We start from the raw sequence: 24,623 nt of genomic DNA, 5'->3' as shown, positions 1-24,623 counted from the left end.
CAATCATACTGCCTTTTTTCTGCGCATGACTTCCCCAAAGTAAAAAAACGAGATGTTCACGCTGCTCATTGAGTGCGGCGATAACCCTATCAGTAAAGGTTTCCCAACCTAAGTTGGTATGTGAGTGGGCAAGCCCCCGTTCCACGGTCAGCACCGTGTTAAGCAATAATACGCCTTGCTCCGCCCATTTCACTAAATAGCCATGATGTGGTATTTGAAAATCGGGAATATCTTGACTGAGTTCTTTATAGATATTCAACAAGGAAGGGGGAATGGCGACTTCGGGTTTGACGGAAAAGGCAAGACCGTGGGCTTGGTTTGGTCCGTGGTAAGGATCTTGCCCTAAAATGACCACTTTGACCTCTTCAAATGCCGTATATTTGAAAGCATTAAACACCTCGTTTTGCGGCGGATAAATGGTTTTTCCCGCTTGTCTTGCAAGGTGAACCTGTTTTAACGCATTCTGAAAATAGGGTTGTTCTTTTTCTTTGCCGATCACATCGGTCCAAGTTTGCATAATAAAATCCTAGTAAAATGAATGAACAATATTATAAACGAAATGGGATCATCTCGGTAGGTTAAGGTTAAATGTAAAAATAATATTAATAAAAACAAGATGGTTTAAGGTTTTATTCTAAATATATTGATTTATATCAAATTAATAAAAGTGTTTATAAAAAAATAACTTGTTCTTTATCAAAAGAATTTGAAGTCTTCAAAATTTTTGATAAAATTTGCACAGTTTTTGTGATTATACACATGCCAATTAGGAGGCTATTATGATTAAAGGTATTCAAATTACTCAAGCAGCGAATGACAATTTACTTAACTCATTCTGGTTATTAGACAGCGACACCAACGAAGCACGCTGCTTATGTGCAAAAGGTGGTTTCGAGGAAGATCAAGTGGTTGCGGTGAGCGAACTTGGTCAAATCGAATATCGTGAATTACCGGTAAATGTAGCGCCAACCGTAAAAGTGGAAGGCGGTCAGCACTTAAACGTGAACGTGTTACGTCGTGAAACTTTAGAAGATGCGGTAAACAACCCGGATAAATATCCACAATTAACTATCCGTGTTTCCGGTTATGCGGTGCGTTTTAACTCATTAACGCCGGAACAACAACGTGACGTGATTACCCGTACTTTCACTGAAAGCCTATAATTTCAAATTGAATAGGAGAAACCCCGATTTTATCGGGGTTTTGTTTTTTAGTTTGATGTTTTATTAAACTCTTTCACTAACTGAACCACAATACTTTTCTGAGATTGGCTTAGTTCTAGCCAAGTCCTATCTAATTCATCCTGATTCCATTCTTGTTTATCCATACAATCGGCAAAAAAATAGCTCATTGGGGTTTTTAAAAAAGTAGCAATTGCAACTAAATGTGTCAGATTAATTTTGTTTGTACCACGTTCATAGCGAGAGAGCTGAGGTTGAGAAATATCTACATATTCAGAAAGTTTTTCAGCTGTAAGACCAAGTTCCTTACGTTTTTTTTGGATGCGCCGACCAACTAATTGATCTATTTTGCTTGGAACAAATTTTGCCATATCTTTACATTATAAATATTCAATAACTGCATATTTATAGTGATTTTTATGCTTGTAAGAAGATTTATAAATGAATATAATCTTTTCAATAAATTCGTTTATGTTATATTTTGCTAAAGTAGAGGTTAAAAATGAGTAAATTGAAAAAAATTTGGAATTTTTTATTTGGGTTTAAAGGGCGTATTGGAAGATTGCACTTTGCAATTTTCTTGCCGTTTCTCTTAATTGTATCTATGGTGTGCTTTACTTTAATTCTTACTTGTTTAGACATTATTAGGGCTCCTCTTGTAGAAGTTATATACAAAATCATAGCAATTGGAATTATGCTAATTTTGTTTTTTTTCCAAATCATTTTCAAATATTCACATATTGCGAGACGTATACATGACTATGATAAATGTTTAGGAAATAGTGGGTTAGGTATAACAATCATTCTAATTGAAATTATTGCGATATTACTTTCCTTTGTTGGAATGGGTGAATACATAAGATTACTTGCAATCATCGGAATAATTTGTTTTATCGCACTTGCATTGATAAAAGGAACAAAAGGAGAAAATCAATTTGGATCAGAGCCGATTCCATTTTGGAAAAAACACAACATCACACAAAAACAGGAGTAACAATATGCGTAAGTTAGGGAAATTAATACTTGTAGTATTTTGGTTAGTAGCTTCTAGCGTAGCTCTAGCAGATTGGGAGTATGCTACTAATACTGGAGAGTCAGACACGGGAGATGTGTTCTATACTCGCTGTTATTATGAAACTTTAGGTGGTTTTAAAGTTTCTATTGTTGTAAAAGGGTTTTGTCCTATGTCTATTGAGGTTGATCCAGAAAGAAATAAGTGGAGAAGAAACTAATGACTAGATTTACATCATCTCACATAACAGAAACTAAAATTATCATTCGTCCAAATAAAGGCGTGGATATTGGAGCTTTTGTAAATAAGTTAGTTGAGAATGGCTATAAATACTTAGAAACTCAAAATGAAAAAGATCTATTTTTTTCAAGAGTTATTGAGTTAGCCGATCATTCTCAATATGAAATAGCAATAAAGCAAGAGTTAGAAGCGCTAGTTTCAGGTCAATTTACAGAACTAACGATTGAATATATTGATTTTGAAGGGAAAGCTATCAAACTTAGTTAAGTTTTGTTTGAAAAATATTTCACCAAAATAGCGATCTGATTTTTACATTTGCAATGTATGTTGAGCCAAATAATTAAAATTTGGCTCATTTCATTTTTATCCCCTAGATAGACCGCATTCATCAAGAAAAATCGCGAAAAATCCACCGCACTTTCCTTTCTTTCCTAGCGATTTTTATGCTTTTCGGGTAAAATCCGCCAGTTAAATTTAATGATTTTTTGAGAAAACCAACATTTTTATGAAGAATATTCGTAACTTTTCTATTATTGCCCATATCGACCATGGTAAATCCACTCTTTCCGACCGTTTAATTCAAACCTGTGGCGGGCTTTCCGATCGTGAAATGGAAGCACAAGTCTTGGATTCGATGGATCTTGAACGTGAGCGTGGCATTACGATTAAAGCGCAAAGCGTCACCTTAAATTACAAAGCCAAAGATGGCGAAACCTATCAATTAAACTTCATTGATACACCGGGACATGTGGATTTTTCCTATGAAGTATCACGTTCTTTGGCCGCCTGTGAAGGGGCATTATTAGTGGTGGATGCCGGTCAAGGGGTAGAAGCGCAAACCCTTGCCAACTGTTACACTGCCATTGAAATGGATCTCGAAGTGGTGCCGATTTTAAACAAAATCGACCTGCCGGCGGCAGATCCTGAACGTGTAGCGGAAGAAATTGAAGATATTGTAGGCATTGATGCCATGGAAGCGGTGCGTTGCTCGGCAAAAACCGGACAAGGCATTGAAGATGTATTAGAAGAAATTGTGGCGAAAATTCCTGCCCCTGAAGGCGATCCTGAGGCGCCATTACAAGCCTTAATCATTGATTCTTGGTTCGATAATTATTTGGGCGTGGTTTCTCTTGTGCGGATCAAAAACGGCACACTACGCAAAGGTGATAAAATTAAAGTGATGTCCACCGGGCAGGCCTATAACGTGGATCGTCTTGGTATTTTCACACCAAAACAAGTGGATACCACGGTATTGAACTGTGGCGAAGTAGGCTGGGTGGTTTGTGCTATTAAAGATATTTTAGGGGCGCCGGTGGGCGATACTTTAACCCATCAACATCATCCAGCAACGGAGGTTTTACCGGGCTTTAAGAAAGTCAAACCACAAGTTTATGCAGGGTTATTCCCTGTCAGCTCGGATGATTATGAAGCCTTTCGTGATGCGCTTGGTAAATTAAGCCTCAATGACGCTTCATTATTCTATGAGCCGGAAAATTCAACGGCATTGGGTTTTGGTTTCCGTTGTGGTTTCTTGGGGCTGCTTCATATGGAGATCATCCAAGAGCGTTTAGAGCGGGAATATGATTTAGATCTGATCACCACCGCACCGACGGTAATTTATGAAGTAGAGATGACAAATGGCGAGTTGGTTTATGTGGATAGCCCCTCTAAGTTGCCGCCACTGAATAATATTGCTGAAATTCGTGAACCCATTGCAGAATGTAATATGTTGGTGCCACAAGAATATTTAGGCAACGTAATTACGCTTTGTGTGGAAAAACGTGGGGTTCAGACCAATATGGTCTATCACGGCAATCAAATTGCACTGACCTACGAAATTCCAATGGGGGAAGTGGTGTTGGATTTCTTCGACCGCTTAAAATCGACCTCACGGGGTTATGCGTCCTTAGATTACGGCTTCAAACGTTTCCAAGCAGCGGATATGGTGCGTGTGGATATTATGATTAACGGTGAGCGTGTGGACGCTCTTGCGTTAATTGTGCATAAAGATAACGCTCAGTATCGTGGACGTGAATTAGTGGAAAAAATGCGTGAATTAATTCCTCGTCAGCAGTTTGATATTGCGATTCAAGCGGCAATTGGTAACCACATTATTGCCCGTTCAACGGTGAAACAATTGCGTAAAAACGTGTTGGCAAAATGTTACGGTGGTGATGTGAGCCGTAAGAAAAAACTTTTACAGAAACAAAAAGAAGGTAAGAAACGAATGAAATCTTTAGGGAATGTAGAAGTGCCGCAAGAAGCGTTTCTTGCTATTTTACATGTGGGTAAGGATAAATAAGGAACAATATGTCTAATTTATTTTTTGTGATTTTTTTAGCGGTAGGATTTGGCATTTGGAAAGCGTTGGATTATTTCCAATTGCCTAATACATTTAGCATTTTATTGCTGATTTTGACCGCACTTTCGGGCGTGTTATGGTGTTATCACCGTTTTGTTGTCGCCCCTAAGCGTCAGCGTCAAATCGCCCGAATGGAGCAACGTTCCGGTCAAACGCTCAGCGATGAAGAAAAAGCAAAAATCGAACCCATTTCGGAAGGTTCGGAATTTTTATCTTCTTTATTCCCAGTGTTAGCTGTGGTTTTCTTGGTGCGTTCTTTTTTGTTTGAACCTTTCCAAATTCCTTCCGGTTCAATGGAATCCACATTGCGTGTCGGGGATTTTCTCGTTGTCAATAAATATGCCTATGGGGTTAAAGATCCGATTTTCCAAAATACGATCATTGAAGGGGAAAAACCGCAACGTGGTGATGTCATCGTTTTTAAAGCACCGGAACAGGCCTTACTTCGTACAGGACTTGGTGCGACCCGAGCCGCTTATGCGGAAAATTTAGCCTTAAGCTCAAAAGAAAATATGTCCGCAGTGGATTACATTAAACGTATTGTTGGGCAAGGTGGCGATCGTGTGATTTTCGATATAGATCAAAAAACCTTGAAAATTGTATATGGTAAAGAAGGGAAAGTCTGCGAAGTAAACTGTGAAAGCAAAACCTTTGAATATCACCAAAATCCTACCAATCCGGCATTTCCAAATGAATTGGAATTGACCGAGCAAGGCGATGTGGTACATAACGTGTTAATCAGCCCTTATCGTCGTTATTCCGGTCCGGAATTTTTCCCACAAGAAGGCAACCCAACGGCGGAATGGGTTGTGCCGGAAGGGCAATATTTTGTTATGGGGGATAACCGTGATCACAGTGATGACAGCCGTTTTTGGGGATTTGTACCGGAAAAAAATATCGTGGGGAAAGCCACTTATATTTGGATGAGCTTAGAAAAAGAACCGAATGAATGGCCGACAGGCTTACGTTTCGAACGTTTTTTTACGGCAATTAAATAAGATGAATCATTTAGCGAGATTAGAGCAAAAAATCGGGTATCAATTTAAGGATATTTCGCTTTTAAAATTGGCGCTCACCCATCGTAGTGCCGCCACAAAACATAATGAACGCCTAGAGTTTCTCGGCGATGCTATCCTCAATTTCACTATTGCGGAGGCGTTGTATCATCAATTCCCTCATTGTAATGAGGGGGAACTAAGCCGTATGCGGGCAACCTTGGTAAGAGAAAAAACGCTCGCGATGTTAGCCCGTCAGTTTGAACTGGGCGAATATCTCTCTCTTGGTTCCGGTGAGTTAAAAAGCGGTGGTTTTCGCCGTGAATCGATTCTTGCAGACTGCGTGGAGGCGATTATTGGGGCGATGTCGTTGGATCAAGGCATTATTCTCACCACCCAAGTGGTTCGAACTTGGTATCAAAGGTTGTTAGCCGAAATCAAACCCGGTGATAATCAAAAAGATGCCAAAACCCGCCTGCAGGAGTATTTACAAAGTAAAGGGCTGGCATTACCAAGCTATGAGGTGATTAACATTCAAGGGGAACCTCATTGCCAGACTTTCACTGTGGAATGTAAAGTGAAAAATATCGATAAAATTGACCGCACTTTTGTAGCGAAAGGCTCAAGCCGCCGTAAAGCAGAACAGGCGGCAGCAGAACAAGTATTAAAAGAATTGGATATCAAATGACAGCACAATTTGACAAAACCTATTGCGGTTTTATTGCCATTGTAGGCCGCCCGAATGTTGGGAAATCCACGCTCTTGAATAAAATTTTAGGGCAAAAAATCTCAATTACATCACGCAAAGCGCAAACCACCCGCCACCGCATTGTGGGGATCAAAACCGAGGGGGCTTACCAAGAAATTTATGTGGATACCCCGGGCTTGCACATTGAAGAAAAACGTGCCATTAACCGTTTAATGAACCGAGCGGCAAGCAGTGCCATTGGCGATGTGGATCTCATCATTTTTGTGGTGGACGGAACCCATTGGAATGCCGATGATGAAATGGTGTTAAATAAACTTCGCAATGCGAAAGCCCCGGTGGTATTGGCAATTAACAAAGTGGACAACATCAAAAATAAAGATGATTTATTGCCTTTTATCACCGAATTAAGCGGAAAGTTTGATTTCGCCCATATTGTGCCAATTTCCGCCCAACGGGGAAATAATGTTCACCAATTGGAAAACATTGTACGCACAGCGTTACGCGAAGGTGTGCATCATTTCCCTGAAGACTATGTAACAGACCGTTCACAACGTTTTATGGCATCGGAGATTATCCGTGAGAAATTGATGCGTTTTACCGGTGAGGAACTGCCTTATTCGGTTACCGTTGAAATTGAACAATTTAAAGTCAATGAACGTGGCACTTATGAAATTAACGGATTGATTTTGGTGGAACGTGAAGGTCAAAAGAAAATGGTGATTGGCACGCAAGGGCAAAAAATCAAAAGAATTGGTATGGAAGCCCGTGCGGATATGGAACGCTTATTCGATAACAAAGTGCATCTGGAATTATGGGTGAAAGTGAAATCCGGCTGGGCGGATGATGAGCGTGCATTACGCAGTTTGGGCTATATGGATGAGTAAAAGTGCGGTCATTTTTGACCGCACTTTTTACTTTCTTACTAAAATCAAAAAACGGCAATCGTAAGGATTGTTTTCGTCTTTTTTTCGGTATTCCTCAAATTCAATATGCCATTCATCCCAATTTATGATCGGGAAAAAAGTATCTCCCTCAATTTCTGTTTGGATTTGGGTTAAATAAAGTTTATCCGCTTGGGGTAAATATTGCTTAAAGAGTTCACCGCCGCCAATCAGCATAATTTCTTCAGAATCTTTGACAAAATCAACCGCACTTTCAAGGCTGTTTTTCCAGATGATGCCGTCGTGTTCGTAAGGCTTGCGGGATAACACGATATTGACCCGTTTGGGCAAGGGACTCCCAATACTTTCAAAGGTTTTACGCCCCATAATAACCGGTTTCCCTGTGGTATTTTTTCTAAACCAAGCAAGATCAGCGGGAAGATGCCAAGGCATTTGGTTATCTTTGCCAATTACGCCGTTGAGGGTAGTGGCGACAATTAAACTGAATATCATAAAAACTCCTTGTTGAATTGCTGAGCAATATATCACAGAGCCCTATAAATTTAATGCTTTTTCATCAATTTAATGCTAACTTAACCGGCATTTTTTGAAACGAAAACGAGAAAAAATGAATAAGAAAACCATTGTTGTCAAATTTGGCACCAGTACCTTAACCCAAGGTTCGCTAAAATTAAATTCGCCGCATATGATGGAAATTGTCAGACAGATCGCACAACTTCATCATGAGGGCTTTCGTATAGTGATTGTCACTTCCGGTGCCATTGCCGCCGGCCGCCATTATTTAAATCATCCCGCACTTCCTTCTACTATTGCATCCAAACAATTATTGGCAGCTGTGGGGCAAAGCCAACTGATTCAGGCTTGGGAGAGGTTATTTGCGATTTATGATATTCATATCGGACAAATTTTATTGACTCGTGCGGATATTGAAGATCGCGAGCGTTTCCTGAATGCACGAGATACTTTACACGCTCTTTTGGATAATCAAATTATTCCGGTGGTTAATGAGAACGATGCCGTGGCGACGGCGGAAATTAAAGTGGGAGATAATGATAATTTATCAGCGTTGGTGGCAATTTTGGTACAAGCGGAGCAACTTTACCTTTTAACGGATCAGCAAGGATTATTTGATAGCGACCCACGTAAAAATCCGGAAGCAAAATTGATCCCGGTGGTGGATAAAATTACCGCTCATATTCGTTCCATTGCCGGTGGAAGCGGTACAACTCTTGGCACCGGCGGGATGAGTACGAAAATTATCGCTGCCGATGTGGCAACGCGTTCCGGTATTGAAACCATTATCGCACCGGGTAATCGTTCAAATGTGATTGTGGATTTAGCCCATGAACAGGATATTGGTACGAAATTTACCGCCCATCACTCAGATCGTTTAGAAAGCCGCAAACAATGGCTCTTTGCCGCCCCTTCAGCCGGGGCTATCACCATTGATGAAGGTGCGGAACAAGCAATGCTTGTGCAAAATAAATCTCTTTTATCGGCAGGTATTGTTGCCGTGGAAGGGCGTTTCTCCCGTGGTGAAGTGGTGAAAATTCGTAATCAGGCGGGCAAAAATATTGCCCTTGGCATGCCACGTTATAATAGTGATGCGCTATTGTTAATCAAAGGAAAAAAATCTCAAGAAATTGAAAAGATTTTGGGCTATGAATATGGTGCAGTTGCCCTTCACCGTGATGATATGGTTATTTTATAAGGATTTTATTTTGAAAAATTCCTTTATTTTCATTATGTTATGTGTTTTTATTGCGGGCAATACCGTTGCCGGGGGCAGTGAGATTCACTATTACGACAGCAACGGGCGCACACCTTTTAATGTGAACAGTTCGGCGAAACGTTTAAATACGGCGGATTGCCAAGATGTTGATGATTGGTATTTGGATGGCTTTCGGGTGGGGAAAACTTTCAGTGCCTATCAACAAAGTTTGTTACAGCAGCGTATCAATTATTGCCAACAGTACGGTGGCGTGTCAAACGGGTTGAAATTGGCATGGCTACAAGGTTACAAAAAAGGCGTGCCGGTTCAGAAAAAACAAAGCAAGAAAATGCGCAAAAAACAGGCTCGAACTTAGTTTGAATTGATAAAAGAGCGGTCAAAAATCTCGGTATTATGCAGTTGTTGCGCAAGTTTGTCTTTATTTATCCATAGGGTGTGCGGATTGGGCACAATCCACGCACATATCGGTTTTTTTGATATTATTCGTGCGTGAATTTAAAAATTTACACATTCTATGCTTACTTAAAATCAACGTTTTGTGTAATTGTTACATGATACCGAAAAATCTTACTGATTTTTAACCGCACTTTTTAGATTATTGTTCGGCAAATTGGCGAATTTTCTCCGGATTTAAATGGCCCGGTAGGGTTTTTTTCACATTCAGTTCAGGGTCTAAAAAAACATTAAAAGGATAACCCCGCACACGAACACGATCGATGATTTCCCCTTTTTCATCTAGTAATAGGGTGATGTTTTTGTAATCTAAACCTTTGTACCATTCAATGAAATCAGCCGTTGATTTTTCCCCTTTATGAGAAGGTGAAACGACGGTAATCACTTCAAAATTTTGATTTTTCTCGGCGCTGAGATCATCAATTTCTGCCAAACCGGCTAAACAGATAGGACACCATGAAGCCCACATTTTGACATACACCGGTTTACCTTTGTATTTCGCCAGACTAACGGGTTGGTGGTTTAAATCTTTGAGGGATATCTCTGCCAAATTGGTGGTGGCGAAAGCGTGAAAGCTGAACGTCATTAATAAGATTGAGAGTAATTTTTTCATTGGTTTTTCCTTTTTATTGGTGAAAGGGTATTGTGTACATTACATAAGATTATTGGTGATTAATAAAAGGCCCATCACAATAATCAATATTCCTCCGATAAGTTTGAACTTATCTAAGTGGCGATTGAGGCTTTTCGTTCGGTTAAGTAAACGCTCGGAAAATATTGAGAACAGCATAAAGGGGGTGGCTAAGCCAAAGACATAAACCAGCATCATTGCTGCCCCGTAAAGTGCCGAACCTTCCTCACCGGACAGGGCAAGAACGGAGGCAAGAATAGGCCCAATACAAGGTGTCCAACCAAGACTAAAGGTTAAGCCAAGCACGAACGCTTCAAGTGCGGTGGATTTTCCCGAGGTTTTGATTTCCACTAATTTGGTGCGTTCCAGCAGACCAATGTTGATGATACCCAGTTGATGAACACCGAGAATAATCACGAGGAGGCCGGCTATCACCCTTGTGGTATCACTGAATAAAATATTGCCTAAAAAGCCAAAACTAAAGCCAAGGCTCACAAAAGTGAGTGAAAGCCCCAAAATAAATAAAAAAGTATTCAGGACTTTTTTCCCGCCTTTGCTGAGAATACCAAAATAAATGGGAATAATCGGAAAAATACAGGGAGACAGAAAAGAGGCAATACCCGCTAAAAATACCGTTCCGATAAGCAATTGTTGATCTAACATTGTTTTATTTCCTTATATTTCCCCCCGTCTAAAATTAAGCGAGGGGAAAGGGGTTATTTTTTAACGGTTTTTACCAAATAGCCATATCCGGCTTTTTTCATTTCTGCTAATGGAATAAATTTGATAGCGGCGCTGTTGATACAATAACGCAAGCCGCCTTTGTCTTTCGGACCGTCATCAAATACATGCCCTAAATGGGCTTGACCGCTGCGACTAAGCACCTCCGTGCGTTGCATATTAAAACTGTTGTCTGTTTGGTAATGCACCACCTCTTTGGCAATTGGGTGGGTGAAACTTGGCCAGCCACAACCCGACTCAAATTTATCATTAGAGGAAAACAGCGGCTCACCGGTGGTGATATCCACATAAATGCCCGGTTGGAAGTTATCCCAATATTCATTACTGAAAGAACGTTCGGTGTTTTTTTTCTGCGTGACGGAATATTGCAATGGGGTGAGTGTAGCTTTGAGGGTTTCATCGCTCGGTTTTGGATAATCTTTCTCGTTAATCATCGGTTCGTCCGCCTGTGTAATGTCGATATGGCAATAGCCGTTCGGATTTTTTTTCAAATAATCTTGATGATATTCTTCCGCTTCCGTGTAGTTTTTAAGGGGCGCGACTTCAATTTGAATTTTATTTTTGTATTTCGTTTGAAGTGTGGCAATCGCTTGGTCGATGACAGGTTTATCTGCGCTATCAAGATAGTAAATCCCTGTGCGATATTGGCGGCCTGTGTCATTCCCTTGTTTGTTTACACTGGTCGGATCGATCACTTTAAAATAATATTGCAACAATTTATCCAGTGAAATTTGGTTTGCATCGTAAGTGACCTTTACCACTTCAGCATGATCTGTCACCCTTAAAAGGGGATAGCTGGTTTTATCCGTATTGCCATTGGCATAACCCGAAACGGCATCTTTCACGCCATAAATGCGTTCCATATAGGCTTCTACGCCCCAAAAGCACCCGCCGGCTAAATAAATTTCCCGTTGATTTTGTTGATGTTCTGTCATCGTTTTTTGCTCCATATTTTGTATTGGTATGGTTTTTTCTAATGCCAAAATAGATTGGCTTGTAGCACAAAGTGCGGTTAAAAATAGAAAAATTTTTGAAAATTGCATAATAGCGTCCTCCTTTAAATTCAAGTGATATTGTGTTAGACGAGGAAGTGGTTGGTTTCTTACAGATTTTTTAAATTAAGGAGGATTGGAGGGTAAAAGTGCGGTAAAAATAACGGACTTTTTATTCGCAAATTTTTAGATGACGTTGGGATTTATCTAAAATCCCCTGCTTTTTCAATTCTCGGCTAATACGAATAGCGGTTTCGGTTTCGCAGCCGCAAAACTCGGCGACTTCTCGGTAAGTCCAAGGATAATCGGGGTAGTTTTCCGTTAAATTTGTAATAGCCTCGATCACACGTTCATAACTTCGTTTGTAAGCTGTATTGGTCAAGCGATGTTCCGCATCATAGAGTTCATTGGCTAATTGTTTAATTAAATATTGTGAGAATTGGGGATTTTCTGCTAAAAAAACCGCTTTTGAAACTGGATGAATACGAACGATTTCGGCATCTTGCAATACGCGGGCGGTACAATGATAATCGGTGTCGCTAAATAGGGTGCGAAAACCGAAATACTGATTGGCGTGATACAAACGGATGAGCGTTTCTTTTCCATTTTCCAAGCTATGATAAAGTCCCACCAGCCCTCGCTGCAAAAAATAGAAAACTTGTGCGGTTTCACCTTGGGAATAAATCAAGCTGTTGCGTTCAAGACGTTTGGTTTCCGTTAGGCGGCATTGTGTTAATTTTTGAGGTAAAGAAAAGCTCGGCATCACACTTCCTCACAATTATGGCGTTCGTGTCACTATACAAATTCTTTGCCGGAAATGCCACAGACAACATTCAAAAATGTTAAGCGGATAACAAAATTTTGATTGGGAAACAAAAAACCACCCTTTCGGGTGGTTTTTAGGAGGATTAGTCTAAGCGACCGAATCTTCCGGCGTGTACATCATTGAAGGCTTCAATGATTTGCTCACGGGTGTTCATTACAAACGGCCCATAACCCACAATCGGCTCATTAATCGGTTCACCGGTTAAAATCAACAATTTTGCATCATTGTTCGCTTCAATCAGAACATCGCTACCGCCACGCTCGAAAGTGACTAATTCACCACGGCGGGCAATGGCATCACCGCCCACTTGAATCGTACCGTCTAATACCAAGATCACCACATTATGACTTTCCGGCACACTAAATGTGTGTGAAGTATTCGCATTCATTGTAGTGTCCCACATATTAATTGGGGTAAAGGTACTTGCCGAACCTTTGGTATCAAGCAATTCACCGGCAATTACCCGCACAGAGCCCGCGTTATTCGGGAGTGTCACCACTGGAATATCCGCTGATTTAATGGCTTGATATTTCGGTGTGGTCATTTTATCTTTTGCAGGTAAATTGACCCAAAGTTGCACCATTTCAAATAATCCGCCTTCTTTTGCAAACTTTTCTGAGTGCATTTCTTCGTGCATCACACCTGAACCTGCTGTCATCCATTGCACATCACCGGTACCGATAGTGCCACCGCCACCGTGAGAGTCACGGTGAGACACTTCGCCTTGATAAGCGATAGTCACGGTTTCAAAACCACGGTGCGGATGTTCTTCCACGCCGCGTAAGGCAAATTCGGAATTATCACGGCGACCACCTTGGAAAAATTTCGGTGCGTTGTAATCCATTAAAAGAAACGGATCAAGATTTTTATCTCTGTCGTTGTAACTAAACATAGAAGCCACATGGAAACCATTACCGACCCAGTGTTTTTCCGGTGCAGTGAAAACATTTGCAACTTTTTTCATATTCATCTCCTTAATTTATTGTTAGAACCTATCGTTCTGTTGATGGCGTGCATTATACACTTGTTAAAAAGTGAATAAATAGCGGTTTTGTTAAAAGATATTTTACTGTAATGAAATAATAAGCCAGGAGAATCAGGGATAAAACCTGACCTCAAATCTATTTTCTGCTAAAGTGCGGTTTATTTTTTTAAGGAGTTTTATGATGAAACAACTTTATCTTATTCGCCACGCAGAAAGTCTTGCCAATGCAGGGGGGGAAAGTCTGCCTGATCGCAATATTCCACTCAGTGAAAAAGGCAAACAGCAGGCACAAGCGTTAATTCATCGGTTACCGAAACCCCACCAAGTTTTCACTTCGGAATTTCTCCGCACGCAGCAAACGGCAGCTCCTTATTTGCAGTATCACGGCTTATCTGCCGAACCCTTGGCATGCTTGAATGAATTTTCCTATTTGCCTTTTGAGACTATTCAAAGTTTAAATGCCGAACAACGTCGCCCATTTTCTCAACAGTTTTGGCAACAAGCAGAACCGACATTGCAACTTAGCCCTCAGGTGGATAGTTTTGTGTTGTTTAACCGCCGTATTGATGCGTTCCTCGCTTTCGCCAAACAAGCGGAAAACCGGACAGTTTGCTTTACCCATGGCATTTGGTTGAGTTTATTAATTTGGCGATTATTAGGTTTTTCTTCGGATAGTTCACAAATGATGAAACAATTTTACTCCTGGCAGAAAACCTTACCTATGGAAAATACCGCTATTTGGGTTTTGAACGATGCTTGTTTTATAACGAAAAAATCTAACTCATAAATAAATCGTCTTGTTTTTTATTAAATGGGGCTTTTATAATCGAGGCATTGCAAACACATTGATTTAAGAGGAAACAATGATGAAAAAATCCTTATTTTTGACCGCACTTTTATCTGTTGGGATCGCTTTTTCAACCTTTGTTAATGCCGGGGAAATTGCCGATCGTGTAGAAAAAACAAAAACATTATTAGTGGGAACGGAAGGGACTTACGCGCCTTTCACCTTCCACGATAAAGACGGCAAACTCACCGGGTTTGATGTGGAAATTATTGAGAAAATTGCACAAAAATTAGGTTGGAAAATTGAGTTTAAAGAAACGGCATGGGATGGTATGTATGCCGGTTTAAATGCAAAACGCTTTGATGTGATTGCCAACCAAACCAATCCAAGCCCGGAACGTTTGAAAAAATATGACTATTCCGCCCCTTATAACTATTCTGCAGGCGTTATTGTGACCCGAGCCGATAATGACAGCATTAAAACCTTTGCCGATTTAAAAGGGAAAAAATCCGCACAATCTGCCACCAGCAACTGGAGTAAAGATGCCCGTGAGCAAGGGGCGATTATCGTTACCGTTGATAGCCTTGCACAAAATCTTGAAGCAGTAAAACAAGGGCGTGTTGATGCCACGGTAAACGATAAATTAGCGGTGTTGGATTATCTCAAAAAACAACCGAATTCCGGTTTAAAAATTGCCGTAGAAAGCGATAAAAAAATCCCAACAGGATTTGCTTTCTTAAAAGGGGAAGAAGAATTAATCGCTAAAGTGAATCAAGCGCTTGAAGAACTCCGTCAAGAGGGGACATTAAAACAACTTTCAATAAAATGGTTTGGTGATGACATTACTCAATAATTTATTGACAAGCCTTCCATTTATGAATGCAGAACGGGCTGATTATGCGATCAGCTCGTTTTGGCCTATGTTGGAAGCCGCTATTTTATACACGATTCCTCTGGCGGTGATCGCGTTTTCCTTTGGATTACTCATTGCCCTCGTTGTGGCGGTGATTTGCACTTTGCCCGGTCCCAATGTGCTCACAAAAATTTTGCAAAGCCTTTGTCGGGTGTATATTTCCATCATTCGTGGTACACCTATGTTGGTGCAAATTTTTATTATTTTTTATGGTTTGCCTGAGGTGGGCATTACGCTTGATCCTTTCCCAACCGCGATTATTGCGTTTTCTATCAATATCGGGGCTTATGCCGCTGAAACGGTGAGAGCGGCGATTTCAGCCATTCCCAAAGGGCAATGGGAGGCTTCCTATGCCATTGGAATGAATTATTCGCAGGCCTTTATTCGCACCATTATGCCACAAGCCTTACGCATTTCCGTTCCTTCTTTATCCAATACGTTTATCAGCACGGTAAAAGACACCTCCCTTGCCTCATTGGTTTGGATTGCCGAGTTATTTCGTATGGCACAAAATATTACGGCGGAAAACTATGAATTTATTCTCATTTATACTGAAGCCGCGTTGATCTATTGGATCTTCTGTTTTCTTCTTGCTATGGGGCAAATGCGTTTAGAAAAGCATCTGTCACGCCATTTATAGGGCTCATTATGTTAAAAGTCAGTAATATTCAGAAAAATTTTAATGGCAACCAAGTGTTAAAAGGCATTGATTTTGAAATCAATAAAGGGGAAGTGGTCGCCATTTTAGGGCCTTCCGGTTCGGGAAAAACCACGTTTTTACGTTGTTTAAATTTGTTAGAGCGACCGGAGCAAGGCAGTTTGACATTCACAGATGGCAGTTTAAACATTGATTTCAGCCGAAAAATCAGCAAATCTGATGAATTGAAATTACGTCGTCGTTCTTCTATGGTTTTCCAACAATATAACCTTTTCCCTCATCGCACTGCTCTTGAAAATGTGATGGAGGGAATGGTGGTGGTTCAAAAACAACCCAAAGATCAGGCACGAGAGAAAGCACTGGGTTTGTTAGAAAAAGTGGGGCTTAAAGACAAAGCAATGCTATTTCCTTCCCAACTTTCCGGCGGTCAGCAACAACGGGTGGGCATTGCTCGGGCCCTTGCGGTAGAACCTGAGCTTATTTTATTAGACGAGCCCACATCTGCGCTTGATCCAGAACTTGTCGGTGAAGTGCTACAAACCTTAAAATTATTGGCAAAAGAAGGCTGGACGATGATCATTGTCACCCACGAATTACATTTTGCCAAAGAGGTGGCAGATAGCGTGGTGTTGATGGCAGAGGGGCATATTGTGGAACAAAATAGTGCGACAGGCTTTTTTAGCAATCCGCAAAAAGAGCGAACCAAACAGTTTTTATTACAAGCGAAAATGAACATCGATTTAGATTATTATATTTAGAGAGAATAAAATTTTCATTTTCTCTATGATAAGATGAATAGCTAATACGCAAAGTGCGGTGAGTTTAGGAAAAGATTTTATGCATGCTATTTTGCCTGCCGATTTCGGTTATTGGCTCCTCACACAGGGGAGCCATTTGTATTTAATTCAGGGGAAGTTGCCTTATGGCAACGCATCGTCATTCGGTTTCGATCATCTGAAGGGAATGAGAATTGGCGAGTGGGATAACGAGCCTTTGTGGCTTCTTGAACAACATGATGAAACACGAGATTATGTGAATTTACGGTCGTTGCTTGCTTTGCCCGAAGAAAAATTTTATTTGTTAAGTCGTGGTGTAGAAATTAATCATTTTTTGAAAACCCATCAATTTTGTGGTCGGTGTGGTCATAGGAATATGCAAACGGAAGATGAACTGGCAATGCAGTGTGGTCATTGTGGTTATCGCACTTACCCGGTTATTCATCCCTCTATTATTGTTGCCGTACGCCGTGGCAGGCAGATCTTACTAGCCAATCACAAACGCCATTATCAACCGGAAGGGGGGATGTACACCACCCTTGCTGGTTTTGTGGAATCGGGGGAAACTTTTGAACAGGCGGTTATGCGTGAGGTGTGGGAAGAAACCGGCATTAAAGTCAAAAATATTCGCTATTTTGGTAGCCAGCCTTGGGCCTTTCCCAATTCGCAAATGGTGGGATTTTTAGCCGATTATGACAGTGGTGAGCTTGTTTTACAGGAAACAGAAATTCATGATGCACAATGGTTTTCTTATCATCAGCCCTTGCCAGAATTACCACCAACAGGTACTATCGCACGAAAATTAATTCATGCTACCCTTGAACTTTGTCAAGCAGCAGATCACAAAAAGGAAAGTTAAATGTCAGCGCTTAAAAATGATCGTTACTTAAAAGCCCTTCTACGTCAACCTGTGGATTGCACACCCGTATGGATGATGCGCCAAGCCGGGCGTTATTTGCCGGAATACAAAGCAACCCGTGCACAAGCAGGGGATTTTATGTCCCTTTGTCGCAATGCTGAGTTAGCTTGCGAAGTGACTTTACAACCCCTTCGCCGTTATGATTTAGATGCGGCTATTTTATTCTCTGATATTTTAACCATTCCCGATGCGATGGGCTTAGGGTTAAGCTTTGGTGCGGGCGAAGGGCCAAAATTTGCCAGACCGATTGAAAGTAAAAGTGCGGTGGAAAATCTTCCTATTCCTGATCCTGAACAAGAGTTGCAATATGTGATGAATGCAGTGCGTACTATTCGTCGTGAATTAAAAGGGGAAGTGCCCCTTATCGGTTTTTCAGGCAGCCCATGGACACTGGCGACTTATATGGTAGAAGGCGGCAGTAGCAAAACCTTCAGTAAAATTAAAAAAATGATGTATGCCGAACCGCAAACATTACATTTATTGCTCGAGAAATTAGCCAAAGCGGTTACCCTTTACCTGAATGCCCAAATCAAAGCGGGGGCACAATCGGTGATGGTGTTTGACACTTGGGGCGGTGTATTGGGGCATCGTGAATATTTGGATTTTTCACTGCAATATATGCACAAAATCGTCGAGGGATTAATTCGTGAAAATGAGGGGCGTATAGTGCCGGTCACTCTCTTTACCAAAGGGGGAGGATTATGGCTTGAAGCCATTGCTAACATCGGCTGTGATGCGATAGGTTTAGATTGGACAGTCAACCTTGCCGAAGCCAAAGCCCGTGTAGGACATCAAGTTGCATTGCAAGGCAATATGGATCCGAGTGTTCTTTATGCGCCGACAGCCCGTATCGAACAAGAAGTGCGGTCGATTTTAGCGGATTTTGGTGAGGGAAGCGGACATGTTTTTAATTTAGGACATGGTATTCACCAAGATGTACCGGAAAGTGCACCAAAGGTGTTTGTCGATGCGGTTCATCATTACTCCAAAGCCTACCATAAATAGGAAATCCCAATGCAAAGAGCGCTGAGAAATCCTATTCATAAACGTTTAGAAAACCTTGAAAGTTGGCAACATTTGACCTTTATGGCGGCATTGTGTGAGCGTATGGCGCCAAATTTCAAATTATTCTGCCAAATGAACCATCAAGAAAGAGAGGCTAAAATCTATCAAAATATCCTCAATCTTATTTGGGAATATTTAACGATAAAAGACGTCAAAATCAATTTTGAGAACCAGTTGGAAAAATTGGAAAATATCATTCCTGATGTGAATGATTATGACAATTTTGGCGTTGTAGCCGCATTGGATGCGGCGGAAGCGTTAGCCGAAATTTTACATGCAATTATGGCTGGAGAAACCCTAGAAAAAGCCATTGAAATCAGTCGAATTTCCTTGGGAACGATCACATCATTATTGGAAATGGAAAACAATCGTGATTTTTCCGAACAGGAATTGAAAGAAAATGAGGATATCCAAGGGGAATTGGATGTCCAATGGCAAATTTATCGCCTGTTAAAGGATTGCGAAAAACGTGATGTGGCATTGATTTTAGATCTAAAAAATGAAATCAGAACTGAATGTATATCCAACATTGGCATAGAATTTAATCAATAACGTGAGATTTATCACAATTTTTGAAAATCTTGCTTTTATTTCCTTAAAAGTTAGATTATGCTTTCGACCAGCTGTTGTTGCCTAGTCATAGAACTTGGTAGCGCGCTTTATTAAATAAACAAAGTAAATTAACAAAAGGTAAAAATTATGAACAAAACAGATTTAATTGATGCAATTGCAAGTGCAGCTGAGTTAAATAAAAAACAAGCAAAAGCTGCATTAGAAGCCACTTTAGATGCGATCACCGCAAGCCTTAAACAGGGTGAGCCGGTGCAATTAATCGGTTTCGGTACATTCAAAGTAAACGAGCGCGCTGCACGTACAGGTCGTAACCCACAAACCGGTGCAGAAATTCAAATCGCTGCCTCTAAAGTGCCGGCATTTGTTTCCGGTAAAGCATTAAAAGATGCCATCAAATAATTAAAGTCAGAATGATAATAAGCCCTGCTATTTAGCAGGGTTTTTTGTTGGCTAAAATTTACTTTACAAAGTGATATTGCTTCTATAAACTTCCGAACCGAAATTTATCCCTTATAATCATAAGATCAATAAAATGAAACGAAACAGCCAACCACGCAATACTCAACAACGCCGACACGCTATTATGCAACTTTTACAACAGCAAGGTGAAGTGAGCGTGGAAAATTTGGTTCAATTATTTGATACTTCAGAGGTCACGATTCGTAAGGATTTAACCGCATTGGAAAGTAGCGGTTTTTTATTGCGGAAATATGGCGGTGCAATTTTAATGCCAAAAGAAATGATTGACGAAAATGAAGAACTTTCGAAACGAAAGTTTGTCATAGCCAAGGCGGCAGCAGAGCGAATTCGTGATCATAATCGGATTATTGTTGATAGCGGTAGCACAACGGCAGCGTTGATTAAGCAGCTTAATCGAAAACAAGGGTTGATTGTGATGACCAATTCCCTTTCCGTAGCAACAGAACTTAGGGCATTGGAAAATGAACCAACATTGTTGATGACAGGGGGGACTTGGGATACCCGTTCAGAATCTTTCCAAGGCAAAGTGGCGGAGCAGGTGTTGCGTTCTTATGATTTCGATCAGCTTTTTATTGGTGCCGATGGCATTGATTTAGAACGGGGAACCACCACCTTTAATGAATTAGTGGGGTTAAGCCAAGTGATGGCCGAGGTGTCACGAGAAGTGATCGTGATGGTGGAATCTCAGAAAATTGGCAGAAAAATGCCCAATGTAGAATTAACCTGGCAGCAAATTAATGTATTGATTACGGATAGTGGGCTGTCAGAACAAGATAAACAGGCGATTTTGGCGCAGGGCGTAGAGGTCATCTGCGTATAAAGTGCGGTCAAAATTATCATTATTTTTTTAAAGTGTTAATCAATAAGGAAAACTTATGTGTGGTATTGTCGGTGCAGTTGCGCAACGTGATGTAGCAGAAATTTTAATCAATGGATTACATCGTTTAGAGTATCGAGGTTATGATTCAGCCGGTGTGGCAGTGGTCAACGAACAACATGAATTACAACGGGTGCGTTGTTTAGGCAAAGTGAAAGCTTTGGATGAAGCGGTTGCGGTGAAACCGTTAATTGGCGGAACCGGTATTGCACATACACGTTGGGCAACCCATGGTGAACCTTCAGAAGCCAATGCGCACCCACATGTTTCCGGGCATTTTGCGGTGGTGCATAACGGGATTATCGAAAATCACGAAGAATTGCGTGAATTATTAACATCTCGTGGTTATGTGTTTCTTTCACAAACAGATACCGAAGTGATAGCTCATCTTGTGGAATGGGAAATGCGTAGCACGGATTCCTTACTTGAAGCGGTCAAAAATGTGGTGAAACAGCTGACCGGTGCTTACGGTATGGTGGTTATGGATAGCCGTGAGCCGGCGCATTTAGTGGCCGCCCGTTCCGGAAGCCCTCTTGTTATTGGTTTAGGGATTGGTGAGAATTTCTTAGCATCAGACCAGTTAGCCTTATTGAGTGTCACCCGCCGTTTTATTTTCTTAGAAGAAGGGGATATTGCCGAAATCACTCGTCGTACCGTGGATATTTATGATGTTCAAGGCAATAAAGTCGCGCGTGAAATCCATGAGTCTAACCTTGAAAATGATGCGGCAGAGAAAGGCAAATTTCGCCACTTTATGCAAAAGGAAATTTTTGAACAACCGACAGCCTTGATTAATACGATGGAAGGGCGTATCAATCACAACAATGTGATTGTGGAAGCCATTGGCAATGGAGCAAAAGCCATTTTAGAGAACGTCCAACATGTCCAAATTGTGGCTTGTGGGACTTCTTACAATTCGGGTATGGCGGCACGTTATTGGTTTGAAGCCCTTGCCGGGGTCAGCTGTGATGTGGAAATCGCTTCTGAATTCCGTTATCGCAAGTTTGTTACCCGCCCAAATAGCTTATTGCTCACCCTTTCTCAATCCGGTGAAACGGCTGATACCCTTGCGGCCCTTCGTTTAGCGAAAGAAAAAGGCTATATGGCGGCTATGACCATTTGTAATGTTGCAGGCTCCTCTCTTGTGCGTGAATCGGATCTCGCCTTTATGACTCGTGCCGGGGTGGAAATTGGTGTGGCATCAACCAAAGCCTTCACCACCCAACTTGCTGCGATGCTAATGTTAGTCACAGCAATAGGTAAACTCAACGGTAATATTTCTGATGAAAAAGAAAGAGAGATTGTCAAAGCATTAAATTCGCTTCCTGCAGATATTGAAAAAGCCTTAGCCTTTGATAAAGAAATTGAACTGCTTGCAGAAGATTTTGCTGAAAAACATCACGCATTATTCTTAGGTCGTGGCGAATATTATCCGATTGCAATGGAAGCCTCGTTGAAGTTAAAAGAAATTTCCTATATCCACGCAGAAGCTTATGCGGCAGGGGAATTAAAACACGGCCCATTAGCACTGATTGATGCGGATATGCCGGTTATCGTCGTGGCGCCGACGAATGATTTATTAGAGAAAGTGAAATCAAATATTGAAGAAGTGCGTGCCCGTGGTGGTCAGCTCTATGTGTTTGCGGATAAAGAGGCAGGATTTAGTGAAACGGAAGGCATGAAAATTATCACCATGCCAAAAGTCAGTGAAATCATTGCACCGATTTTCTACACTGTGCCTATGCAATTACTTTCCTATCATGTGGCATTAATTAAAGGAACTGATGTGGATCAACCTCGCAACTTGGCAAAAGCGGTAACTGTTGAATAAGTGCGGTTAATTTTATCGATGTTTTTAAAAGCACGGAAAAGCAAATTCCGTGCTTTTTTATTGCCTAAAAGAAAAAGATTCTTTACACTACGCGCGATTTTTAACCTCGCAATTTGAGGTTTATCACTCAACGCTCTTCACTTTAAACACTACCTGTGAGTAGTAAAAGGACATCAATATGACTCATCACGTCAATCAATATGGCTGGAAAGCCCTTCTTGGCTCTGCCGTCGGCTACGCAATGGACGGTTTTGATTTACTCATTCTTGGTTTTATGCTCACTGCCATTTCCGCAGATCTTCATCTTACCCCGGCTCAGTCCGGCTCATTGGTCACTTGGACATTAGTCGGCGCGGTAGTCGGTGGCATTGTTTTCGGCGCATTAAGCGACAAGTATGGTCGTGTACGGGTGCTAACTTGGACTATCGTATTATTTGCGGTGTTTACCGGGTTATGTGCACTTGCCCAAGGTTATTGGGATTTATTAATTTATCGCACCATTGCCGGAATTGGTTTAGGCGGTGAATTTGGTATCGGTATGGCGTTGGCAATTGAGGCTTGGCCTGCCCGTCATCGTGCCAGAGCGGCCTCTTATGTAGCATTAGGTTGGCAAGTGGGCGTGTTAGGAGCGGCATTATTAACACCGCTGTTGCTGCCTCATATCGGTTGGCGTGGTATGTTTATTCTTGGGATCTTTCCGGCGTTTGTCGCTTGGTATTTACGTTCCCGCTTACATGAGCCTGAAATTTTTACCCAAAAACAGACCGCACTTTCCCGGCAAAAAACATCAAAATTGGAATCCTTCAAACTGTTGGTAAAAGATAAAGCCACCGCTAAAGTGAGCCTTGGTGTGGTGGTGCTCACCTCTGTGCAAAATTTTGGTTACTACGGCATTATGATTTGGATGCCCAATTTTCTTTCCAAACAACTGGGGTTTAGCTTAACGAAATCCGGTATTTGGACAGCGGTTACCGTATGTGGAATGATGTTAGGCATCTGGGTTTTTGGTCGCCTTGCCGATAAATTTGGACGCAAACCAAGTTTTTTATTATTCCAGTTTGGTGCCGTTGTGAGCATTGTGGCGTATTCGCAACTTTCCGATCCGACCGTGATGCTCATTGCCGGGGCTTTTTTAGGTATGTTTGTTAATGGAATGATGGGCGGCTATGGCGCATTAATGGCAGAAGCCTATCCGACACAAGCCCGAGCAACGGCACAAAATGTGCTGTTCAACATAGGGCGTGCAGTAGGCGGTTTTGGTCCTGTTGTGGTAGGGGCGATTGTTTCTGCCTATTCATTTAGCCTTGCCATTGCCTTTTTAGCCATTATTTATGTGATTGATATGCTCGCTACAATGTTTTTGATACCTGAATTAAAAGGTAAAGCATTACAATAAAGTGTGATTAATTTTTTAGTTCCCTTTTCATTAAGGGGGATTAATACGGGATTTCAGCTTTTCACAAATATCTGTCACAGAAAGGGTTAAACAGGAGCGTAACCGCTTCTTTTTGCTGTTGCTTCATAAGTTTTTCATAAATCAAATCTGATGACAAAAAAATCCTTTTATTTTTGACCGCACTTTTTAGGAAAAAAAACAGTATTACGCAATTGTGAACAAGCTTGTTTGGCTTAAAAAAGCATTTGACTTTGTGGGTGGGAGACAGTATCTACACTTACTTAAAATCGCTATTATGTAGCAGTTGCTATATTTTTTCCTTTTGTCCATTTGCTACATGATACTGCTTAAAATAAATATTTTTGCAACTGTTACATAATATCGGGAAAAAAGCGAACTTATTCGCTTTTTTATGATTTCATACCTATAATGTTTAGAAATTTGTTTTTAAATTGGGAAGTTTTCACCATCCATTCGTTAAATTCTCCAACATTTCATCATTCAATGTTTGCTCTAAAATCTTAGGGCCTCCTGCTTGAGTTTTTTTCATTTAAATTTAGAATACGCCCATTATTGAACAGGGTTTT

General features: G+C 41.0%; 29 protein-coding genes. 21 read left to right on the top strand and 8 right to left on the bottom strand.

Translation table 11 applies throughout. The features are described 5' to 3' along the window. Window positions 1-517: uracil-DNA glycosylase (gene ung, locus BKK52_RS02605; protein WP_077477794.1), on the bottom strand; the 517-nt coding region annotated here is incomplete at its 3' end. Between the two features lie 262 nt (window positions 518-779). On the opposite strand from ung, the gene grcA reads away from it, so the two are divergent. Next, window positions 780-1,163 carry an autonomous glycyl radical cofactor GrcA gene (grcA, locus tag BKK52_RS02600; protein WP_018357171.1) on the top strand — a complete coding sequence of 128 codons (384 nt, stop codon included), beginning with the start codon at window positions 780-782 and terminating at the stop codon, window positions 1,161-1,163. Between the two features lie 47 nt (window positions 1,164-1,210). On the opposite strand, the gene BKK52_RS02595 is transcribed toward grcA, so the two are convergent. Next, a complete protein-coding gene (locus BKK52_RS02595) occupies window positions 1,211-1,552 on the bottom strand; it encodes a helix-turn-helix domain-containing protein (protein WP_077477792.1) in 342 nt (113 codons plus the stop codon). Window positions 1,553-1,683: 131 nt separating this feature from the next. On the opposite strand from BKK52_RS02595, the gene BKK52_RS02590 reads away from it, so the two are divergent. The 7 genes from BKK52_RS02590 (at window position 1,684) to era (ending at window position 7,383) form a co-directional block, all read left to right on the top strand. Then, window positions 1,684-2,175, top strand: coding sequence for a DUF805 domain-containing protein (locus BKK52_RS02590; RefSeq protein ID WP_077477790.1), 492 nt, complete (start codon window positions 1,684-1,686; stop codon window positions 2,173-2,175). Window positions 2,176-2,179: 4 nt separating this feature from the next. Next, window positions 2,180-2,413, top strand: coding sequence for a hypothetical protein (locus tag BKK52_RS02585; RefSeq protein WP_077477788.1), 234 nt, complete (start codon window positions 2,180-2,182; stop codon window positions 2,411-2,413). Continuing rightward, entirely contained in the window at window positions 2,413-2,700 is a 288-nt protein-coding gene (locus BKK52_RS02580) for a hypothetical protein (RefSeq protein WP_077477786.1), read from the top strand. The genes BKK52_RS02585 and BKK52_RS02580 overlap by 1 nt, the downstream gene beginning before the upstream one ends. Before the next feature lie 238 nt (window positions 2,701-2,938). After that, entirely contained in the window at window positions 2,939-4,735 is a 1,797-nt protein-coding gene (gene lepA, locus BKK52_RS02575) for a translation elongation factor 4 (RefSeq protein WP_077477784.1), read from the top strand. Between the two features lie 8 nt (window positions 4,736-4,743). After that, complete coding sequence (gene lepB, locus BKK52_RS02570; RefSeq protein WP_077477782.1) at window positions 4,744-5,793, top strand: signal peptidase I; 1,050 nt, start codon at window positions 4,744-4,746, stop codon at window positions 5,791-5,793. 1 nt (window position 5,794) lies between these two features. Beyond that, entirely contained in the window at window positions 5,795-6,478 is a 684-nt protein-coding gene (gene rnc / locus BKK52_RS02565; RefSeq protein ID WP_077420423.1) for a ribonuclease III, read from the top strand. Next, window positions 6,475-7,383 carry a GTPase Era gene (gene era, locus BKK52_RS02560; RefSeq protein ID WP_077420425.1) on the top strand — a complete coding sequence of 303 codons (909 nt, stop codon included), beginning with the start codon at window positions 6,475-6,477 and terminating at the stop codon, window positions 7,381-7,383. Before rnc ends, era begins: the two co-directional genes overlap by 4 nt. Window positions 7,384-7,410: 27 nt before the next feature. Here era and folA read toward each other — a convergent pair whose 3' ends face one another. Next, the gene (gene folA / locus BKK52_RS02555; protein WP_077477780.1) at window positions 7,411-7,893 is read right to left on the bottom strand and encodes a type 3 dihydrofolate reductase; all 483 of its coding nucleotides are present in this window, start codon (window positions 7,891-7,893) and stop codon (window positions 7,411-7,413) included. A 115-nt stretch (window positions 7,894-8,008) separates the two neighbouring features. On the opposite strand from folA, the gene proB reads away from it, so the two are divergent. Next, window positions 8,009-9,112, top strand: coding sequence for a glutamate 5-kinase (gene proB / locus BKK52_RS02550; protein WP_077420429.1), 1,104 nt, complete (start codon window positions 8,009-8,011; stop codon window positions 9,110-9,112). Window positions 9,113-9,122: 10 nt separating this feature from the next. Then, entirely contained in the window at window positions 9,123-9,488 is a 366-nt protein-coding gene (locus BKK52_RS02545; RefSeq protein ID WP_131826451.1) for a hypothetical protein, read from the top strand. A gap of 240 nt (window positions 9,489-9,728) precedes the next feature. On the opposite strand, the gene BKK52_RS02540 is transcribed toward BKK52_RS02545, so the two are convergent. The 5 genes from BKK52_RS02540 to BKK52_RS02520 form a co-directional block, all read right to left on the bottom strand. Further along, window positions 9,729-10,199 carry a redoxin domain-containing protein gene (locus tag BKK52_RS02540; RefSeq protein ID WP_077420433.1) on the bottom strand — a complete coding sequence of 157 codons (471 nt, stop codon included), beginning with the start codon at window positions 10,197-10,199 and terminating at the stop codon, window positions 9,729-9,731. Window positions 10,200-10,238: 39 nt separating this feature from the next. After that, window positions 10,239-10,880 (bottom strand): cytochrome c biogenesis protein CcdA, encoded by a 642-nt coding sequence (locus BKK52_RS02535; RefSeq protein WP_077473660.1) that lies wholly within the window; start codon window positions 10,878-10,880, stop codon window positions 10,239-10,241. A gap of 53 nt (window positions 10,881-10,933) precedes the next feature. After that, window positions 10,934-12,001, bottom strand: a complete 1,068-nt coding sequence (msrAB, locus tag BKK52_RS02530; protein WP_077473661.1) for a bifunctional peptide-methionine (S)-S-oxide reductase MsrA/peptide-methionine (R)-S-oxide reductase MsrB — start codon at window positions 11,999-12,001, stop codon at window positions 10,934-10,936. Window positions 12,002-12,122: 121 nt separating this feature from the next. Then, on the bottom strand, window positions 12,123-12,713 hold the full coding sequence (locus BKK52_RS02525) for a Crp/Fnr family transcriptional regulator (protein WP_077420439.1): 591 nt from the start codon (window positions 12,711-12,713) through the stop codon (window positions 12,123-12,125). A 145-nt stretch (window positions 12,714-12,858) separates the two neighbouring features. Next, window positions 12,859-13,740 carry a pirin family protein gene (locus BKK52_RS02520; protein ID WP_077420441.1) on the bottom strand — a complete coding sequence of 294 codons (882 nt, stop codon included), beginning with the start codon at window positions 13,738-13,740 and terminating at the stop codon, window positions 12,859-12,861. Window positions 13,741-13,939: 199 nt separating this feature from the next. Here BKK52_RS02520 and BKK52_RS02515 point away from each other — a divergent pair, with 199 nt between their 5' ends. The 11 genes from BKK52_RS02515 to BKK52_RS02465 all read left to right on the top strand — a co-directional run bounded on the left by BKK52_RS02515 (window position 13,940) and on the right by BKK52_RS02465 (window position 24,036). After that, window positions 13,940-14,548 (top strand): histidine phosphatase family protein, encoded by a 609-nt coding sequence (locus BKK52_RS02515; protein WP_077420444.1) that lies wholly within the window; start codon window positions 13,940-13,942, stop codon window positions 14,546-14,548. Window positions 14,549-14,627: 79 nt separating this feature from the next. Further along, window positions 14,628-15,401 carry an amino acid ABC transporter substrate-binding protein gene (locus tag BKK52_RS02510; RefSeq protein WP_077420446.1) on the top strand — a complete coding sequence of 258 codons (774 nt, stop codon included), beginning with the start codon at window positions 14,628-14,630 and terminating at the stop codon, window positions 15,399-15,401. After that, window positions 15,385-16,101: an amino acid ABC transporter permease gene (locus BKK52_RS02505; protein WP_077477778.1), complete on the top strand. Its 717-nt coding sequence runs from the start codon at window positions 15,385-15,387 to the stop codon at window positions 16,099-16,101. The genes BKK52_RS02510 and BKK52_RS02505 overlap by 17 nt, the downstream gene beginning before the upstream one ends. A gap of 8 nt (window positions 16,102-16,109) precedes the next feature. Further along, window positions 16,110-16,877, top strand: coding sequence for an amino acid ABC transporter ATP-binding protein (locus BKK52_RS02500; RefSeq protein WP_077420450.1), 768 nt, complete (start codon window positions 16,110-16,112; stop codon window positions 16,875-16,877). A gap of 79 nt (window positions 16,878-16,956) precedes the next feature. Next, window positions 16,957-17,754, top strand: coding sequence for an NAD(+) diphosphatase (gene nudC / locus BKK52_RS02495; RefSeq protein WP_077420452.1), 798 nt, complete (start codon window positions 16,957-16,959; stop codon window positions 17,752-17,754). Next, window positions 17,755-18,819 (top strand): uroporphyrinogen decarboxylase, encoded by a 1,065-nt coding sequence (gene hemE, locus BKK52_RS02490; protein WP_077420454.1) that lies wholly within the window; start codon window positions 17,755-17,757, stop codon window positions 18,817-18,819. Between the two features lie 21 nt (window positions 18,820-18,840). Beyond that, window positions 18,841-19,431 carry a YjaG family protein gene (locus BKK52_RS02485; RefSeq protein ID WP_077420537.1) on the top strand — a complete coding sequence of 197 codons (591 nt, stop codon included), beginning with the start codon at window positions 18,841-18,843 and terminating at the stop codon, window positions 19,429-19,431. Window positions 19,432-19,578: 147 nt separating this feature from the next. Next, entirely contained in the window at window positions 19,579-19,851 is a 273-nt protein-coding gene (locus BKK52_RS02480) for an HU family DNA-binding protein (protein ID WP_077420456.1), read from the top strand. A gap of 133 nt (window positions 19,852-19,984) precedes the next feature. Next, window positions 19,985-20,752 carry a DeoR/GlpR family DNA-binding transcription regulator gene (locus BKK52_RS02475; RefSeq protein WP_077477776.1) on the top strand — a complete coding sequence of 256 codons (768 nt, stop codon included), beginning with the start codon at window positions 19,985-19,987 and terminating at the stop codon, window positions 20,750-20,752. Window positions 20,753-20,807: 55 nt separating this feature from the next. Next, a complete protein-coding gene (glmS, locus tag BKK52_RS02470) occupies window positions 20,808-22,640 on the top strand; it encodes a glutamine--fructose-6-phosphate transaminase (isomerizing) (protein ID WP_077477774.1) in 1,833 nt (610 codons plus the stop codon). Window positions 22,641-22,818: 178 nt separating this feature from the next. Further along, the gene (locus tag BKK52_RS02465; RefSeq protein WP_077477772.1) at window positions 22,819-24,036 is read left to right on the top strand and encodes an MFS transporter; all 1,218 of its coding nucleotides are present in this window, start codon (window positions 22,819-22,821) and stop codon (window positions 24,034-24,036) included. Window positions 24,037-24,623: the final 587 nt, after the last annotated feature.

It is taken from the genome of Rodentibacter trehalosifermentans, from assembly GCF_002000545.1.
GTDB lineage: Bacteria > Pseudomonadota > Gammaproteobacteria > Enterobacterales > Pasteurellaceae > Rodentibacter > Rodentibacter trehalosifermentans.
This window is presented reverse-complemented; position numbering and strand designations above follow the sequence as displayed.